At 48.4% G+C, this 17,609-nt stretch carries 17 protein-coding genes, 3 tRNA genes and 2 rRNA genes (1 of these 22 running past the window's edge); 6 read left to right on the top strand and 16 right to left on the bottom strand.

Annotated elements, in window-relative coordinates; genetic code table 11:
- Positions 1 to 21: 21 nt before the first annotated feature.
- The 5 genes from K6T22_RS15105 to K6T22_RS15125 all read right to left on the bottom strand — a co-directional run bounded on the left by K6T22_RS15105 (position 22) and on the right by K6T22_RS15125 (position 5,815).
- Complete coding sequence (locus K6T22_RS15105) at positions 22 to 3,768, bottom strand: S8 family serine peptidase (RefSeq protein WP_238238066.1); 3,747 nt, start codon at positions 3,766 to 3,768, stop codon at positions 22 to 24.
- A gap of 223 nt (positions 3,769 to 3,991) precedes the next feature.
- Positions 3,992 to 4,067, bottom strand: a tRNA-Ala gene (locus tag K6T22_RS15110).
- A gap of 104 nt (positions 4,068 to 4,171) precedes the next feature.
- On the bottom strand, positions 4,172 to 4,951 hold the full coding sequence (gene tatC / locus K6T22_RS15115; protein WP_029342824.1) for a twin-arginine translocase subunit TatC: 780 nt from the start codon (positions 4,949 to 4,951) through the stop codon (positions 4,172 to 4,174).
- A gap of 7 nt (positions 4,952 to 4,958) precedes the next feature.
- On the bottom strand, positions 4,959 to 5,156 hold the full coding sequence (locus K6T22_RS15120; RefSeq protein ID WP_029342825.1) for a twin-arginine translocase TatA/TatE family subunit: 198 nt from the start codon (positions 5,154 to 5,156) through the stop codon (positions 4,959 to 4,961).
- Positions 5,156 to 5,815, bottom strand: coding sequence for a redox-sensing transcriptional repressor Rex (locus tag K6T22_RS15125; protein WP_023469604.1), 660 nt, complete (start codon positions 5,813 to 5,815; stop codon positions 5,156 to 5,158). Before K6T22_RS15125 ends, K6T22_RS15120 begins: the two co-directional genes overlap by 1 nt.
- A gap of 167 nt (positions 5,816 to 5,982) precedes the next feature.
- On the opposite strand from K6T22_RS15125, the gene K6T22_RS15130 reads away from it, so the two are divergent.
- Positions 5,983 to 7,884: an ATP-binding cassette domain-containing protein gene (locus tag K6T22_RS15130; RefSeq protein ID WP_238238067.1), complete on the top strand. Its 1,902-nt coding sequence runs from the start codon at positions 5,983 to 5,985 to the stop codon at positions 7,882 to 7,884.
- Positions 7,884 to 8,306 (top strand): hypothetical protein, encoded by a 423-nt coding sequence (locus tag K6T22_RS15135; protein ID WP_238238069.1) that lies wholly within the window; start codon positions 7,884 to 7,886, stop codon positions 8,304 to 8,306. Before K6T22_RS15130 ends, K6T22_RS15135 begins: the two co-directional genes overlap by 1 nt.
- A gap of 143 nt (positions 8,307 to 8,449) precedes the next feature.
- Here the strand turns inward: K6T22_RS15135 and K6T22_RS15140 are convergent, their stop codons facing one another.
- Both K6T22_RS15140 and K6T22_RS15145 read right to left on the bottom strand, forming a co-directional pair.
- Positions 8,450 to 9,043 carry a flavin reductase family protein gene (locus tag K6T22_RS15140; protein WP_238238071.1) on the bottom strand — a complete coding sequence of 198 codons (594 nt, stop codon included), beginning with the start codon at positions 9,041 to 9,043 and terminating at the stop codon, positions 8,450 to 8,452.
- Positions 9,044 to 9,062: 19 nt separating this feature from the next.
- Positions 9,063 to 9,461, bottom strand: a complete 399-nt coding sequence (locus tag K6T22_RS15145) for a DoxX family protein (RefSeq protein ID WP_238238073.1) — start codon at positions 9,459 to 9,461, stop codon at positions 9,063 to 9,065.
- Between the two features lie 183 nt (positions 9,462 to 9,644).
- Between K6T22_RS15145 and K6T22_RS15150 the strand changes: the two genes are divergently transcribed.
- From K6T22_RS15150 to K6T22_RS15160, 3 genes are all read left to right on the top strand, one after another.
- Complete coding sequence (locus K6T22_RS15150) at positions 9,645 to 9,965, top strand: winged helix-turn-helix transcriptional regulator (RefSeq protein ID WP_023469609.1); 321 nt, start codon at positions 9,645 to 9,647, stop codon at positions 9,963 to 9,965.
- A 105-nt stretch (positions 9,966 to 10,070) separates the two neighbouring features.
- A complete protein-coding gene (locus K6T22_RS15155) occupies positions 10,071 to 10,526 on the top strand; it encodes a flavodoxin (protein WP_238238075.1) in 456 nt (151 codons plus the stop codon).
- A gap of 68 nt (positions 10,527 to 10,594) precedes the next feature.
- The gene (locus K6T22_RS15160) at positions 10,595 to 11,254 is read left to right on the top strand and encodes a haloacid dehalogenase type II (protein ID WP_238238076.1); all 660 of its coding nucleotides are present in this window, start codon (positions 10,595 to 10,597) and stop codon (positions 11,252 to 11,254) included.
- A gap of 46 nt (positions 11,255 to 11,300) precedes the next feature.
- On the opposite strand, the gene K6T22_RS15165 is transcribed toward K6T22_RS15160, so the two are convergent.
- From K6T22_RS15165 to K6T22_RS15195, 7 genes are all read right to left on the bottom strand, one after another.
- Positions 11,301 to 11,870 (bottom strand): hypothetical protein, encoded by a 570-nt coding sequence (locus K6T22_RS15165; protein WP_238238078.1) that lies wholly within the window; start codon positions 11,868 to 11,870, stop codon positions 11,301 to 11,303.
- 28 nt (positions 11,871 to 11,898) lie between these two features.
- Positions 11,899 to 12,906, bottom strand: a complete 1,008-nt coding sequence (gene tsaD, locus K6T22_RS15170) for a tRNA (adenosine(37)-N6)-threonylcarbamoyltransferase complex transferase subunit TsaD (protein WP_238238079.1) — start codon at positions 12,904 to 12,906, stop codon at positions 11,899 to 11,901.
- Positions 12,903 to 13,358: a ribosomal protein S18-alanine N-acetyltransferase gene (rimI, locus tag K6T22_RS15175; RefSeq protein ID WP_238238081.1), complete on the bottom strand. Its 456-nt coding sequence runs from the start codon at positions 13,356 to 13,358 to the stop codon at positions 12,903 to 12,905. Before rimI ends, tsaD begins: the two co-directional genes overlap by 4 nt.
- Positions 13,351 to 14,004 (bottom strand): tRNA (adenosine(37)-N6)-threonylcarbamoyltransferase complex dimerization subunit type 1 TsaB, encoded by a 654-nt coding sequence (gene tsaB / locus K6T22_RS15180; protein ID WP_238238082.1) that lies wholly within the window; start codon positions 14,002 to 14,004, stop codon positions 13,351 to 13,353. Before tsaB ends, rimI begins: the two co-directional genes overlap by 8 nt.
- The gene (gene tsaE, locus K6T22_RS15185; protein WP_023469616.1) at positions 14,001 to 14,450 is read right to left on the bottom strand and encodes a tRNA (adenosine(37)-N6)-threonylcarbamoyltransferase complex ATPase subunit type 1 TsaE; all 450 of its coding nucleotides are present in this window, start codon (positions 14,448 to 14,450) and stop codon (positions 14,001 to 14,003) included. The genes tsaB and tsaE overlap by 4 nt, the downstream gene beginning before the upstream one ends.
- Before the next feature lie 119 nt (positions 14,451 to 14,569).
- Positions 14,570 to 14,646 (bottom strand) — tRNA-Met (locus K6T22_RS15190).
- Between the two features lie 34 nt (positions 14,647 to 14,680).
- Positions 14,681 to 14,757 (bottom strand) — tRNA-Met (locus K6T22_RS15195).
- A gap of 129 nt (positions 14,758 to 14,886) precedes the next feature.
- Between K6T22_RS15195 and K6T22_RS15200 the strand changes: the two genes are divergently transcribed.
- Positions 14,887 to 15,378 carry an NUDIX hydrolase gene (locus K6T22_RS15200; RefSeq protein ID WP_238238083.1) on the top strand — a complete coding sequence of 164 codons (492 nt, stop codon included), beginning with the start codon at positions 14,887 to 14,889 and terminating at the stop codon, positions 15,376 to 15,378.
- A 96-nt stretch (positions 15,379 to 15,474) separates the two neighbouring features.
- Here the strand turns inward: K6T22_RS15200 and rrf are convergent.
- Together rrf and K6T22_RS15210 are read right to left on the bottom strand one after the other, a co-directional pair.
- Positions 15,475 to 15,590: ribosomal RNA gene (rrf, locus tag K6T22_RS15205) — 5S ribosomal RNA — on the bottom strand.
- 46 nt (positions 15,591 to 15,636) lie between these two features.
- Positions 15,637 to 17,609 (bottom strand): 23S ribosomal RNA (locus tag K6T22_RS15210) (it continues 941 nt past the right edge of the window).

Raw genomic sequence — 17,609 nt, forward strand, 5'->3', positions numbered from 1 at the left:
CCTGACTATATCTGCAGTTACTTATTTTTTCGTGATGACGACTGTTTTCGTAACAACGTGTCCACCGAGATCCTTCAGTTTCAAGTTGTACGTGTTTTTACCCTTCTTCAGCGTCACTTTTTTCGTGATCGTCTTTTTGAAGGCTTTCATTTCGTACGGCTCTTTGAACGTGCGGCGGTATTCCGCACTACCATTGAAGTCGAAACGTAACTCGCTGTAGTTATCGCGAAGAACGATCTTCATCTCTGCTGTCTTTGTTTTACTTGAGACAGTTTTTGGTGCTGTGACACGAATCGTTGGTAGTTCTGTGTCGATGATGACTTGACGGTTGAACGCAACACGGTTCCCTTTGCCATCATATGCTTCGACCTTGAATGACTTGACGCCATCCGTCGTGTACGTCACGTCGTGGCTGAACGCATAGTTTTGTTGCGCTGCATCGAAGCGGAGCTTGACAGATTTACCGTTGATTTTGAACGATTTAATCCCTGATTCATCAGAGACGTGACCTGCGATGTTGATGACTTTCGATGTCGCAAGACCAAGTGCAACTGGTGTATCGATTTGAACGTTCGGTACCGCTTTATCAACACCTGTCGTGTTGACGTCTTTTTTCACACTGTTTCCTGCATAGTCTTTGACGACGAAAGCAATTTTCGCACGCTCTGGAAGATCAGTTAGCGTGTACGCTTTTTCTGTTGCAGCAAGTGGCTGTTTCAAGACACTCTTGCCATTAACGAGAATGTCATATGACGCGACTCCTGTACCTTGATCACCTGCAGTCCACGAGAGTGTTGCTTTCGAAGCATCCCACTTCACAGTTGCTGCCGGTTTTTTCGTATCGACATAGACTGGGAAGAGATTCGATTGCCATTTGGCATTCGGATAATCGATGACTGATTTGACTTTGTAGTAGTAAAGACCATCTTTGACTGGTTTACCGTTAATTGTTCCATCCCAAGCAGCGCTTGTGACTGGTGTGAATCCGTCCTCTGAACCGCTATCGTAGTAGTTCTTGACGACGTCGGTTTGCATATCGAGCTTTTGGAGCGTTGCTTTATTCCGGTCAAGAATCGAGTACTCGACTTTTTTCGCATTACGAAGGAACGAGATGATCGGGAATGCTTCATCCGCGCTACCATCGTTGTTTGGTGAGAACGAGACTTTGTTCGCAACGACATCACCAGCAGCGTTCGCACCGAGGAACTCGAAGTTATCCTTCACTTCTGTCGCTAGACCTGTCAAACCGTAGAACGTGTTCTCTTCATCGTACAACGGGGCATCTAGAATCGGTGCTTGATCCCATTTCCCTTTAAAGCCAACGTAAGGAACCGTCAACTCTGGGTTTTTGCTCTTCGTATCGATTAAACGGACGAATCCTTCGACGAAGTAGCCGTTCTCAAAGACTTGTTCAAGTGGAAGCTCGTTTGCCCAGTCTGTTGTATCCTTCAAGTCGACCGACACACTGACTTTCGTTGAGCTCTTCGGATTAATCGAGACCGAGCTTGCTTTCTTCGAACCGACTGCGAATGAGATTGGATATGTGCCTTTATTCGCATCCACCGTACCAATCGTGCCTTTTTTGAAGATTCCGTTCGCTTCTAAGAAGTTCGATCCTTCTGCGCCGAGATCCGACTGAACCGTTCCGGCTAACTTATACGTCACTTTTTCACTGCTGTAGTTTTTCAAATCAAGTGTGAACGTGAACTTCTCGCCGACTTCCTTCAAGGATGCCTTACCTTCACCCGACTTCGTCTCCGTGACGACGACTGGCGTCTTCATGGCAGCACGCAGATCCATCAGTCCAGCTCCCTCACGACGTGGTGAGTAGAAGTTACCTGTTTTTAGTTGCGCGTTGTATTTTCCCTGATCGAGTTGCGGACGCGACGTGTTCATCAAGATGTTCTTCGCGAGTTTAACGCGTGTCGCACCGTCGACTTTGAAGTCTTTTGCGATCCGTTGCATGACGAGTGCCGTTCCACCAGCAACGTGCGGTGCTGCCATCGATGTTCCACTCATGACGCCATATTCATTATCGTTGAGCGTTGAGTAAATTTTTCCGCCTGGTGCCGTGATTTCTGGTTTGAAGTCAAGGCTTGGCGTGACACCCCATGACGTGAAGTCAGACATTTGTCCTGCGACCGGGTTATCGGCTGAGACTGCTTTTCCGTCGAATGTGACAGCAATTGCCTTGCCCTCTTTCGCTTTGGCTTCGAGCTCGTTTCCATCTTTGAGACTCAGCGTTACCATCGGAATCGTTGGATTGTTGAGCGCCATGCTGACGTAATCACCATGATCGACTCGACCACGGACGATGACACCTGCTGCGCCTTGCTTCTCAGCTTCAGCTTGGATCATACCGTAGTTGAAACCACCGTTACGCACGACGAAGACGACTTTCCCTTTGACGTCTTTGCCTTCGTAGTTCGAAGCTTGACCGTCACCGACATACACGACATCCTTCTTCTCTTTATCGAAAACAGCAATCGGATTCGGTGAATCTTGTTTTTGGTATGCCAAATAACCAGCATCCTGATTGTCAATCGTCAGAGCCATGCCTTCAAGTGTCAATTTCGTATTCTCGAGCGATGCGACTTGAAGCGCTTGGCTCGTTAATCCTGGTGCACCGACGACACCGATATCCGGGTTTGCTGTATACGGGTTACCAGCACCATGACCTGCGAATGCCGAGTTACCAGCAGAGATCGCACACAAGATACCGTTGTTCATCGCGTTGACGATCGCGCGTTGCTCTGGGTCATCTGCGTTGACGAACGATGCCGTCGAACCGAGACTCATATTGATGACATCTGCTCCGAGTGCGATCGCATCATCGATTGCTTTGATGTAGATATCACTGAACGTCGATGGCATCCCTGGATCGTTTCCAAAGACCTTCATCGCGAGAAGTTGTGTTTCCGGTGCAACACCTTTGATGCCACCGTTTGCTTCATCCCCGTTTGCTCCAACTGTACCCGCTACGTGCATCCCGTGCATCGATGCGCCCGCGCCTAAGTCACGGATTTCGCTATCGTGATCGGCATAGTTATAGCCGTACGGTACTTTTTCCGTGAAGTACTTTCCTTTTAATCCTTTTGTTTCTTTTGCACTGTCGACTTTCGAAGAGGTTAAATCGATCTTCGTCTCCGGGCTCAAAACCATGTCCTTGTGCGACGGATCAATCCCTGTATCGATGACTGCGACAACAGTTCCTTCCCCCTTAAACCCATAGTCCTGCCATGTTTCCTTTGCATTGACCATATCTTTGCTGTACAGCATGTCTGGCTTGGCACCTTTAGCGACTTCTGGGCGCGCGTATTCATGCGCGATATGTACGCTCTTGACCCCGCTCAGTTGTTTGATGTCTTCAATGTCACCGAACTTCACTTCACCACTGAATCCGTTGATGACGGTCGTGAAGCTTTCCTTATATGTAACTGGAATTGCTTTTTTAGCGATTGCTGACTTGACTGATTTTTGGACGCTGACAAGACGATTTTTGATCGACTCTTTTTCGGCATTGCTCAATGTGCTATACCGCTTATTTTGAGCCTGGGCGATTTGAATCGCTGGCTTCTCTTCCATCTCGATGACGACACGGACTTTATCCGATTGCTTGTAGTTCTTTTCTTGCCCCGATTTCTTCAGCGAGAGCGCCTGTGGTTTTTGACCTGTTGCTTTGTCTTGCGACGACAGTGCACCTTGCGCACTGACTAAATTGGAAGACGTCATTAAGACGGCTGCCATAAGTGCAATTTTCTTCTTCATGCGTTCGTTTCTCCTTTTCTGTAAAACCATATTAGTACTACTAATAAAACAGTTAAACGAAAATTCTGTATATTTAGTTTAATGAATTTAATGGAAATAAACAATTTATATCTGTCTATTTTTTTTATTTATTTGTTTTTCATGACATTTTATATTTGTAAGGAATTTAACTGGGAACAAAATAAAAACTCCTCGGAGCCTCGAGGAGTTGGATGTATGAGATTGGTGGAGACTATCGGGATCGAACCGACGACCTTTTGGCTGCCAGCCAAACGCTCTCCCAGCTGAGCTAAGCCCCCATGAATTATCTTTAGTATACGCATCACTAACTGCTTTATCAATATAAAAATAACGCTTTCATAAAAAAGAATTCCTCCCGAAAATCGTCGGAGGAATTCACGATTCATTTATTCAATTCACGCATCAAATCCGCCTGTCGTTCAAGCTCTGCCTGTTGCTCGAGGATCAAGACCTTTTTGTACGTTCGCGCAGAAATCAAGATACTGATTTCATAGAGAACGAACAACGGCACTGAGATCATCAAGTGTGACGTCACGTCCGGCGGTGCAATTAGTGCTGCAACGACGAACAGCGCAAAATACGCATATTTCCGATTCTTTCGCATGAAATATGGCGTCACGAGACCTAGACGTGTCAGGAACATCGTCACGACCGGCAATTGAAAGAGAAGACCGAACGGCATCGTCAATCGAATTAGGAAACTGAAGTAGTTCTCCACTCCGATGACTTGTTCAATCCCTAACTCTTTCCCGAGATCCGTTGAGACTTCAAGCAAGAATGGAAGCAACCAGAAATACGAGAAGGCTACGCCAGCCAAAAACAGAAAGAAGATGACTGGAATATACGTCAGTGTCGCTTTTTGCTCCTTGTCATAAAGTCCTGGTCGGACGAATGCCCAGAGTTGATACATCCAGAACGGTGACGCTAAAATCAGCGCAATGATGAACGCAAGATTCAAATACAACATTAAAGGATCGGCGACGTTGAAGGCATTCAAACCGATGCCGAGCTCTTTTAAGTCCGCTTGTAGAAAACGAACGAGCGGTCGGACGAGCGGAAATGCGACAGCGAACAGGACGACGACGATGATAAGCGACCAGACGATCCGTTTCCGGAGTTCGTCTAGGTGCGACGTCATGCTTTGCTCTTGATCAACCGTCATGATTCAATCACTTCTCTTTCGGTTCGTCCTTTTTATCGTCGTCCATGATGCCGTTCGTGGCATTCTTGAACTCTTTCAATGTCTGACCAGCAGCACGTCCGAATTCTGGTAACTTCTTCGGTCCGAAGATGATCAACGCGACGACTGCGATTAATCCGATGCTCGCAGGTCCGATACCTAGTGTGAGCGGGATAAGGTTTTCCATTATGATTTCACTCCTTCAGCTGATTGCGAATAATGCTTCATGAAATAAACTAACGACTGCAACTCGATCGATAAATCGATGTGATGGACCCGGACGCTCGCTGGCACGTTCAACCGTGCAGGCGTAAAGTTCAGAATGCCTGTCACACCATACTCGACTAACTCATCCGCTACTGACTGCGCGAACTGCGATGGAACCGTCAAGATGGCAACATCGACCTGATTCGCTTCGATTTGTTCTTTCATGTCCGAAACATGATAGATTGGAACGTCATGCGTCGTTGTTCCGACCTTCTCTTCGTCCGCATCAAACGCAACGACTATCCGAGTACTATTATTCTTTAAAAAGTTATAATTTGCAAACGCTGTTCCGAGATGACCGACCCCGATTAAGGCAACATTCGTCACCTCATCTTGATTCAAGGTTTTCCGGAAAAACGTTAAGAGATGTTGAACGTTATATCCATACCCCTTCTTCCCTAATGCCCCAAAGTAGGAAAAGTCGCGACGAATCGTTGCTGAATCAACCTTCACCGCCTCGCTTAACTCAGCAGAAGAGACGCGGAGCTTGCCTGAATTGTATAAACTTTGGATGAAGCGATAATATAGCGGCAACCGTTTTGCTGTCGCTTGTGGAATTTTTGTGTCTGGTCCATTCATCCTGCAGTTCCCCCTTCGGCCACATCCATCGTGGCACCCAAATCTTTGCAAAAAGCTTTCTACTCTCCTTGATTGTAAACCACTTCACATAGAGTCACAAATAATATATTCCGCAGGACCGCGTGCTTTTGTTCATGATAGACTAAAGGGTGGAAGGATGGATGGAAATGATACTCTTACAAGTCAATCAACTCTCAAAATCATTCGGCGTCGAGCCGATTTTAGAAAATATCAAACTAGAAGTACAAGAACGCGACCGAATCGCACTCGTCGGACGAAATGGTGCCGGGAAATCGACCTTGCTCAAAATCATCGCTGGCGAACTGAGTCATGACTCGGGCGACATCATGAAGGGCAAAGACGTTAAAATCGGTTATCTCGCACAAGACAGTGGTCTTGAATCGAATGAGTCGATTTGGAACGAGATGCTGACCGTCTTTGAACATTTACAAGAACAAGAACGGACACTACGCCGGATGGAAATCGAAATGGGCATGGAGCATATCTTGAACGACCCGGTTGCTTACGATCGTCTCTTGAAGACGTACGACCAAGCGCAACACGACTTCTCAGAAGCGGGTGGATATCAGTTCGAAGCGAATATCCGCTCCGTCCTGCACGGAATGCGCTTTTATCCCGACGATTACTCACGCCGAATTCAAACGTTATCCGGTGGTCAACGGACGCGTCTCGCTCTAGCGAAGATGCTCTTGCAAGCACCAGAGCTTCTGATTCTTGATGAGCCGACCAACCACCTTGATATCGATACGCTCGCTTGGCTCGAAAGTTACCTCGGCGGTTATCGTGGCGCTGTCCTGATCGTCTCGCACGACCGTTACTTCCTCGACCAAGTCGTCAATGTCGTCTATGAGCTCTCTCGCAATGTCTGTCGTAAGTTCACGGGGAACTATACGAAGTACTTGGAGCAAAAAGCGGCATTGTACGATCAGGAAATGAAACAATTCGAACAGCAGCAAGAAGAAATCGCGAAGATGCAGGACTTCATTCAACGCAATATCGCTCGGGCAACGACGACAAAACGTGCTCAAAGTGTTCGAAAACGACTCGAGAAGGTCGACCGGCTCGATCGACCGGATGGAGATGAACGCAGCACGGTCCTCTCCTTCCCGATTGAAAAACAGAGCGGGAACGACGTTCTTCAAGTCAATCAACTGGCGATCGGTTACGAAGAAGCCGTCTCAAAAGACATCACGTTCCGCTTGCAACGTGGTGAATCACTCGCACTCGTCGGACCAAACGGAATCGGGAAGTCGACGCTCTTAAAAGTCCTCGTCGGTCGTCTCCGTCCGCTGTTCGGTGATTTCCGTTTCGGAACCGGCGTCTCAATTGGCTATTACGATCAAGAGCAGGCGGAACTCAATGACCGAAATCGTGTCATCGATGAGATTTGGAACGAATGGCCTCTGATGCGCGAACAAGAAGTCCGTTCTGTACTCGGACAATTTTTGTTTAGCGGTGACGACGTCTTCAAGATCGTCCATGAGTTATCAGGTGGAGAACGTGGGCGCCTCGCACTCGCAAAACTGAAATTACGAAAAACAAATGTCCTCGTCCTCGATGAGCCGACGAACCATTTGGATCTTGATTCGAAAATGGTTCTTGAAAATGCGCTCGTCGACTACGAAGGAACGCTACTCTTCGTCTCCCATGACCGGTACTTCATCGACCGGATCGCGACACGCGTCATCGAGATGAGTGAAGCCGGCGTGACGGAATACCTCGGTGATTATTCGTACTACACCGAGAAGAAAGCGGAGCAAGAAGAAATTGCTCGTCTTGAAGCGGAGGAAGAAAAAGCCGCAAAAGTCACGGCGTCGAAGACGATTGACAAAGAAGCACAGAAGGAAGAAAAGAAACGTCGTCAGCAAATCGAACAACTCGAACAAGATATCGAGCGGCTCGAACAGCGTTCAGCGGAAATCGAACAGTTGCTTTGCGAACCGGAAGTCTTCAATGATATTCCGAAAGCGACAGCGTTATCTGCGGAACGTGACCAAATTGATGTCGATCTACTCGAATTGATGGAACGATGGGAGAACCAACACTGATGCGCACGAAAAGCTTTTTCATCAACTTGACTCAAGGATTGTTATCCGGCATTCTTTATTTCGTACCGATGTATGCGGACTACGTGTCCGCCTTCATCCGCCCGGATGCCTTTAACGCTGCGCTTCCTTTGTTCCTTCTGATTGCTTGCATGATCGGACTCGTCATCCAGACATGGAGCGGTCTACTCGTCAGTCTGCTCTCTGGACTGTGCTGTACGCTTCTGACGACACAACTCTTCGTTGAACTCAATGATCCGTTGATTCTATCGTATTATGGTAGTGTCTCACCGCTCATCGCTTTCTTGATCAGCTGTGTCGGCATTTGGGCACTCGCAATCGTCTTTTATTTGCTCGATGGCTACCAATACAGTAAACGCCACGGACTCGAGACCTCTTCAAACGAAATCGATTCGCAACCTTGAAGTCCGACCAACTGATTAGATGAACAACATGAGAAAAAGGAGTTGAGATTCCGGTAGCTAGTCCGGTAGCTCAACTCCTTTTTGTTTGAATCGACACGTTCGTCAAAATGGGTCGTACAATGTATCAGGCATTTACGCTTCTCTCATTTTGTCGGTCGAGCAATCGTAAACGTCTTCCCGATCGTCGCATAATCATTCCCTGCTAAACGCGCGACGGCTTTTAATCCTGCCGCGTCGATCCGGAACGACTCGACGAGTTTATCCGCGACGTGATAACGCAGTACCTCTCCAATTAAAAGATCGGCACCTTCTAGCTCGACGTGTTGCGTTAAGCGCATCTCGAACCGGATTTTTGCTTCCGCGATCCCCGGTACTTCGATTGAGTCGCTATCAACGAGTGTTAAATCCGTCCGCTCCAGTTCACTCTCTCCGTAAGCGAGTGGTGCAGCTGTCTCATTGACCGCATCGACGATCTCTTCACTGACGATATGGATGACGTAGCTTTGTTTCGCAAGAATGTTGCGTGCCGTATCTTTCTGTCCTTGATCCGTCCGTTGTACAGCAATGACGAGTTGCGGTGGACTGCTTGATGCGACCGTAAAGAAAGAAAAGGGTGCGGCGTTGACCGTCCCGTCTTCTCCTTGCGTCGTCACGAAAGCAATCGGACGCGGGATGATACTGCCAATCAGTAATTTATAGTTGTCTTTTGCGCTAAGCGTTGATGCCTCGAACTTCATGAATGCCCCACCTTTTTCCTCACCCGATCAGTGCAGCGAGTGAATAGTCTCCAGCACCGATCATCGCTACTCCAAGCGCGATGACGATCAATGCCATGTTGTATTCGTACCCGTTCTGCGTCACCCAGTAACCATTCGCACCGTGTACTTTGACGATCGCGACAAGCATCGAACCGATGATAAGGATGGCAGCGATCCACAGAAAAGCACCACCTGCGAACAATAAACCACCGATCAATTCAGCCAGACCCGCTGTAATTGCGAGTGCTTTTCCTGGCTTCATGCCGATTGATTCGAACCAACCGCCTGTTCCAGCGATGCCGTGTCCACCGAACCAACCAAATAATTTTTGTGTACCGTGTGCAGCGAATGTCAAACCGATGATTAAACGAATGATTAAAAGTCCTGTATCCATCATTTCTATCTTCTCCTTTTACCTAATGTTTTTTAGTTACTTTAAGTAACTTGATAAACAGACTATATCTTATCGCTTACTAAAAGTAAATAGATTTGTTTTAGTTCTTTTTGTTACATTAAGTAAAATGATTCGATTTTTTTAGCAGAAGCGGGTATACTACAACTATAGAAAGGATGAGTGCTGATGGAAGAAGTCGCAATCCAACCGGCTCTTTGTCCCAAAGTCGAACATGCCTTTGAAATCTTAGGTAAGAAATGGACAGGTCTGATTTTACGTCACTTGTTGACGAAGACATGTCGTTTCAATGAGATTCAAGATGCCATTCCCGAATTATCAGGTCGTATGCTCACGGAACGTATGAAGGAGCTCGAAGCGGAAGGCATCGTCATCCGGACTGTCATTCCCGATCGTCCGATTAAGATTCAATACAGTTTGACCGACAAAGGGCGCCAACTTGAACCGGTCATTCGTTCCATTGAAGAATGGGCCGAACTACAAGACTAATGTATAAAAAAGCATCTTCTTCGGAAGATGCTTTTTTATACGACCTTTGACATTGATAATCATTATCAATTAAAGTGGAGGAGTAAAGTGAAAGGAGGAAGATGCATGCATATCGCGATTGGATTCGTCAGCATGTCCGGTAATACGGAAGACATCGTCTCGATCATTCAAAGTGAGCTCGAGCAACATGATGTCAACGTGACGATTACAGAACTGGATCAATTCGTCGGGGAGGACTTATCACGTTTTGATGGTCTGCTGCTCGGCTCATATACATGGGGAGACGGTGATTTGCCATATGAAGCAGAAGATTTCGTCGAGGAGCTACGGGAACAACCCTTAAATGGGATGCCATCTGCTGCTTTTGGCTCTGGAGATCTCGATTATCCAAAGTACTGTGCAGCCGTTGATTTGATCGAAGAAGCATTAAAAGAAGCCGGGGCGACTATCGTCACGGATGGCTTAAAGATTGAGTTTGATCCCAACACCCCAGAAAAACAAGCTGCTTGTCGCGCATTCGCGCAGACCTTTCATCGTTTTTTACAACAGATCCATTCATAAGTATCGTTTGAATTCATTACGTAAGGGAATCCTTAAAACAGACTCTATGAAAGTGAGATGAATGTTTTATGACGATTCAAGCACTCGTCTTTGACGTCTATGGTACATTATTTGATGTCCATTCCGTCAAAGAACAAGCGGAGGAGCTGTATCCTGGGCACGGAGAGGCGATCAGTAAACGCTGGCGGGAGAAACAACTAGAGTACTCCTTCCTCCGGCAATTGAATGGACAATATGTCCCGTTCAGTCAAGTGACGCAAGATGCCCTCCGCTACGCATTACTCGAACTGAAGCTCCATGTGACGGAAGAGCAGATCACGACCCTCATGGAAACGTATCTGACACTTGATGTCTACCCAGAAGTCAGCTCCGTTCTCGAGACGATGGCGGATAAGCGCCTCGTCGTCTTCTCGAATGGTTCACACGACATGCTCGATCCACTGATCGAACAGTCAGGCTTAGCCGACCGGTTCGATCATCTCATCAGTGTCGATGACATCAAACAATACAAGCCGGCACCTGCTTCCTATATGCACGCCTTAAACACACTCGGTCTGAAACGTGAAGAGGTCTTGTTCATGTCCTCGAACGGTTGGGATATCACCGGGGCGAAGAGCTTCGGCTTCAAAACTGCATGGATCAACCGAAATGGACTTCCCGTCGAGGAATTGAACCTCGATCCGGATCGCATCTATGACGATTTGACCGGCATCACCGAATGGCAATGAACGAACAACAGCGGACTCCTGTTTAGGAATCCGCTGTTTTCATGGATTAGTAATTCGAAAGACGCGAGTAGCCCTTCTTGAATAGATCGAGTTTCAATCCACCCTCTTTTTCGATGAAGAAGAGGTATTCGTTTTGATCCGTATCTTTATAGAAAACCTTAAATAACGTTAACGTCCGCTCTTTATTGTTTTCAACAGCCGTCACCTCGTGCTTCGAGATCACCTCTGCTTGGACTTGTTCTGCATCCATCTTTTGAATCATCGGTTCGAATGACTTCTTTTCTTGATCCGTCACCGGTGTTCCAGAAGCAATCATGAAATAATCATCACTCGCCTTGTTCGTTAAACCATACTTCCGATCGACGATGACGACGTTACTGAGCTTCCCATTGACTGTCTGATCAAAAGCGTACAACTTTTGAATCCGGGTCTTTTCCCCTTCTGCTCGTCCGATTTCGTAAAGTGGACGTTGTTTCGTGTTCGTCTCGACTGCTTTCTTATCGGGTACGAGTTCTTCCTTATAGGCGACTTGGTATGCGTTGACGATTTCTCGGACCTGAAGCCCGATCGCGACGATGACCAGTACCGCTAACAATGCGATGATGACTTTTTTCATTCCATTTCCCCCAAGTTGTTCGGATTCCTTACTTTAAATCTAGCCCAGGTTCTGCATTCATGGCAAGTGTCGAATAGCGTAACGAACGATATGGATGAATCGCAGCAGCTCCGATCATCGCAGCATTGTCTCCACACAGGTGCATCGGTGGAATGACGAGATCGATTCCTTCCTTCGCACAAGCCGCTTCAAGACCGTGGCGTAATCCTTTGTTAGCGGCGACACCACCGGCAAGCAGCAGTTGGCGTCCGCCTTTATCCTTCACGGCACGGACCGCCTTCGTCACGAGTACCTCGACGACGCTCGCTTGGAAACTTGCGGCTAAATCTTCCGGAATGATCGTTTCTCCCCGTTGCTCAGCGTTATGCACGGCATTGATGACTGCTGACTTCAAACCGCTGAAGCTAAAGTCATACGAATCCTTTTCGAGCCAGACACGCGGAAAATGGAACGTATCCTGACCAGTCTGTGCCAGCTGGTCGATCCGTGGGCCACCTGGATACGGTAACTTCAACGTCCGAGCGACTTTATCATAGGCTTCCCCAGCGGCATCATCCCGTGTTTCACCAATGACTTCATATACACCGTCTTCCGGCATGTAGATCAGTTCCGTGTGCCCACCTGATGCAATCAAACAGACGAGCGGAAACTCAAGCTCTTGCACGAGACGATTCGCATAGATATGACCTGCGATATGATGAACACCGATCAACGGCTTATTATGTGCAAAAGCAAGTGTCTTTGCCGCACTGACGCCAACGAGTAATGCCCCGACAAGTCCTGGTCCTTCCGTAACGGCAATCGCGTCAATGTCGTCGATCGTGACGTTTGCTTCCGTCAACGCATCATCAATGACGTATGTGATCCGCTCAACGTGATGGCGTGAGGCGACTTCAGGCACGACGCCACCGAATCGTTTATGACTTTCAATTTGAGACGAGACGACATTCGATAAGATGTCGGTTCCTCCGCGGACGACGGCAGCAGCCGTTTCGTCGCAACTCGATTCAATTGCTAGGATCAATGGTTGTGTCATAGGTCTTCTCCCTCCAGCTCCAGCCAGTAGATGGCAGCATCTTCATTGTTATCTTGATAATATCGTTTTCGAACACCAACATACTGGAATCCAAGTTTTTCATATAACGTCCGCGCTGGTATGTTCGAGACACGCACTTCGAGCGTCATTGCCCGTAAACCGAGCGCCCGCCCGACTGCGATCAATGCTGTTAGCAGATCTTCTCCGAGTCCTTGTCCGCGGTGTGACTGCTTGACGGCGATATTCGTAATATGACCTTCATCCGCGATATGCCACAGACCAGCAAAGCCGACGATGCCGTCTTGATCGGCAACGACATAATAGGCATTCGGATTTTGCGTCATTTCCGCTTCAAAAGCATCTAGCGTCCACGGTGTCGCAAACGATTCGAGTTCGACGGCATGGACACCTGGAGCATCCTGCACGGTCATTCGGCGAATGATCTTACTCATGACGCTGTGCCTCGATCCATTTTGCTTCTGCTTCAGCCAAGCGCAGGTACCGTGGCTCAAACGCATGCGCTTCTACGGTCGGGCGTGTTGCACCGAGTAAAGCAAGTACTCCGGCGCGTGGCGTCCGAAATGCAGGGGCTGCCTTTTCGAATGGCTGAAGGAGTTCTTCAAACGCATCGACATCTCCCGTAACGAGCGTATCTGGCGCTAACGTCTTCACAAAAGACGCAGTCTCGACATGTTGTTCTTCACCGATTCGTTCTCCAGCGTCGTATACTCCGACAAAACCTGATCCGCGCCGTGCATCTTGAATCGCTGCAACACGTCCAGTATGACCTGTCGAAGCCGCCATCAACTCAAGTGTCGAGACCGCAACCAGTTCAATGCCGAGTGTATACGCGAGCGTCTTCGCGGTCGTCGCCCCAATCCGTAATCCAGTATAAGAACCTGGTCCATCGGCAACGACGACTCGTGTCAGTTGGGAGGGTGTCCATTTCGCTTCCGTCATCAAGCGCTCAAGCAATGGCATGAGCTTCGTCGCGTGATTTAACGACGTGACATACGATGCTTCTGCTACGATTTGTTTCCCATCTGAAAGAGCGACCGATAATTGTTTCGTCGATGTATCAATAGCTACGATTTTCATGATTTCAATCCCTCACATAATGTAATGTATCGTTCTCCGATCGGCGTCAGCTCAAAACGACGGCTATCGTCACCTGTTCGCGTAATCGTGATTGCCAACCGTTCCGGTGGGAGGCTATCCGCAATCAACTCAGACCACTCGACGACAGCGACGCCTTCACCGTTCAGATACTCTTCTAGTCCAATATCGTCGCCTGAACCTTCGAGGCGATAGACATCCATATGATAAAGAGGAAGACGTCCTGTATAGACTTTCATGATCGTAAACGTCGGACTGTTGACATGACGCGTCACACCTAATCCTTTTGCAAAACTTTGGGTGAATGTCGTTTTCCCAGCACCTAAGTCTCCATCAAGCGTAATGACCATTCCCGCTTCAGCACGTCGTCCGAGTTCAAGGGCTAAAGCAGTCGTTTCTTCCAAGCTGTTCATTTCCAGTTCTATCATACGATGTCTCCTCCTTTAATACGTACTGTTCGTCCTTCTCCATTGTACCGAAAGAAAAAGGCAAAAAAAAATACGAAACGCTGAACGTTTCGTAGTAAAGTTGAAGTTAAGTTTAAAATTGGTTGCGGGGGCCGGATTTGAACCGACGACCTTTGGGTTATGAGCCCAACGAGCTACCAGACTGCTCCACCCCGCGACGATAAACGTTTCGGATTTGATTATTTAAAAATTGGTTGCGGGGGCCGGATTTGAACCGACGACCTTTGGGTTATGAGCCCAACGAGCTACCAGACTGCTCCACCCCGCGATGATATAACGTTTCGACAGATATTAATATAACATGTGTCTTTTAAATTAGCAAGCCTTTTTGCCTTTTTTCTTTTTACTAACTGTCATAATGAATATTCTTCTATACTGATACGAAAGGAGTGATCAGATGGGATACTTATTAGATTTACGAAAAATCGTAGGAAACCGACCGTTGATCAGTGTTGGAGCAACCGTACTTGTCATGAACGCACGGCACGAACTGCTATTTCAATATCGTTCGGATACACACAGTTGGGGACTACCTGGCGGTTCGATGGAACCCGGTGAGACACTCGAAGAAGTCGCGATACGTGAGCTGCAGGAAGAAACCGGCCTTCAAGCTCTCAGTGTTCAACTGCTAGATGTCTTTTCTGGTCCTGATTACTTCTTCCGATATCCAAATGGTGATCAAACATATAGTGTGATTCATCTCTTTCAAGCATATAGTGTGATTCATCTCTTTCAAGCAAAAGGAGTATCCGGTACATTACAAATGACTGACGGAGAGAGTCTCAACCTTCGTTATTTTAAACTCGATCAACTACCAGACCCACTTGAAGCACGAGCTGCTGCGCTATTGAAACAAATCATCCCGCGTCTTGTTAAAACAACACCTTGAGTTTAATTAGATACCGTATTTTAAAACTGGCTGTCATCCGGTCAGTTTTCTTTTCCACAACAAAAAACTGACCTGCAATCTGCAGATCAGTCAAGTGCCTGGCAACGTCCTATCCTCACAGGGGGAAGCCCCCAACTACTTTCGGCGTTCAAGTGCTTAACTTCCGTGTTCGGCATGGGAACGGGTGTGACCACTTGGCTATCGTCACCAGACGACGGGCTCGCGCCCTCAAAACTGAAGTCATCAACAAGCATCTGCTAGAACAAGGCCTCGACCGATTAGTATCACTCAGCTCCACATGTCGCCATGCTTCCACCCGTGACCTATCTACCTCATCGTCTCTGAGGGGTCTTTCTTGATTACTCAAAGGGAAATCTCATCTTGGAGGGGGCTTCATGCTTAGATGCTTTCAGCATTTATCCCGTCCGCACGTAGCTACCCAGCGATGCTCCTGGCGGAACAACTGGTACACCAGCGGTGCGTCCATCCCGGTCCTCTCGTACTAAGGACAGCTCTCCTCAAATTTCCTGCGCCCACGACGGATAGGGACCGAACTGTCTCACGACGTTCTGAACCCAGCTCGCGTACCGCTTTAATGGGCGAACAGCCCAACCCTTGGGACCTACTCCAGCCCCAGGATGCGATGAGCCGACATCGAGGTGCCAAACCTCCCCGTCGATGTGGACTCTTGGGGGAGATCAGCCTGTTATCCCCAGGGTAGCTTTTATCCGTTGAGCGATGGCCCTTCCATGCGGAACCACCGGATCACTAAGCCCGACTTTCGTCCCTGCTCGACTTGTAGGTCTCGCAGTCAAGCTCCCTTCTGCCTTTGCGCTCTACGAATGATTTCCAACCATTCTGAGGGAACCTTTGGGCGCCTCCGTTACTGTTTAGGAGGCGACCGCCCCAGTCAAACTACCCGCCTGACACGGTCCTCCAGCCGGATTACGGCTGCGAGTTAGAGACTCTATGCATGAAGGGCGGTATCCCAAGGGTGACTCCTCCGAAGCTGGCGCTCCGGGCTCGACGTCTCCCGCCTATCCTGTACATCATGCACAAAGCCTCAATATCAGGCTGTAGTAAAGCTCCATGGGGTCTTTCCGTCCTGTCGCGGGTAACCTGCATCTTCACAGGTACTATGATTTCACCGGGTCTCTCGTTGAGACAGTGCCCAAATCGTTACGCCTTTCGTGCGGGTCGGAACTTACCCGACAAGGAATTTCGCTACCTTAGGACCGTTATAGTTACGGCCGCCGTTTACTGGGGCTTCGGTTCAAAGCTTCGCTTGCGCTAACCCATCCCCTTAACCTTCCAGCACCGGGCAGGCGTCAGCCCCTATACGTCATCTTGCGATTTAGCAGAGACCTGTGTTTTTGCTAAACAGTCGTTTGGGCCTATTCACTGCGGCTCTACTCATGTAGAGCGTCCCTTCTCCCGAAGTTACGGGACCATTTTGCCGAGTTCCTTAACGAGAGTTATCCCGCGCGTCTTAGAATTCTCATCTCGCCTACCTGTGTCGGTTTACGGTACTGGCGCCTTCCCCCTCACTAGAGGCTTTTCTTGGCAGTGTGAAATCGTGACCTACGTCCCTACGGGACTCCGCATCGTTCCTTGACTTTGATGCCTGACGGATTTGCCAATCAGACGGTCTTGAAACTTGCACATGCACTTCCATCCGCATGCGTCACTATCCTCCTGCGTCCCCCCATTGTTCAAACGGTGGATCGGCGGTACAGGAATATCAACCTGTTATCCATCGCCTACGCCTTTCGGCCTCGGCTTAGGTCCAGACTAACCCTGAGCGGACGAGCCTTCCTCAGGAAACCTTGGGCTTTCGACGGAGGGGATTCTCACCCCTCTTTTCGCTACTCACACCGGCATTCTCACTTCCAAACGCTCCACTGCTCCTTCCGGTACAGCTTCACAGCGGTTTGGAACGCTCCCCTACCATTCCTTACGGAATCCGCAGCTTCGGTGGTATGTTTAGCCCCGTTACATTTTCGGCGCGGCGCCACTCGACTAGTGAGCTATTACGCACTCTTTGAATGGTGGCTGCTTCTAAGCCAACATCCTAGCTGTCTAGGCAGCGCCACATCCTTTTCCACTTAACATACACTTTGGGACCTTAGCTGGCGGTCTGGGCTGTTTCCCTCTTGACTACGGATCTTATCACTCGCAGTCTGACTCCCGAGTATAAGTTGCTGGCATTCGGAGTTTAACTGAATTCGGTA

This window comes from Exiguobacterium acetylicum, assembly GCF_022170825.1.
GTDB lineage: Bacteria > Bacillota > Bacilli > Exiguobacteriales > Exiguobacteriaceae > Exiguobacterium_A > Exiguobacterium_A acetylicum_B.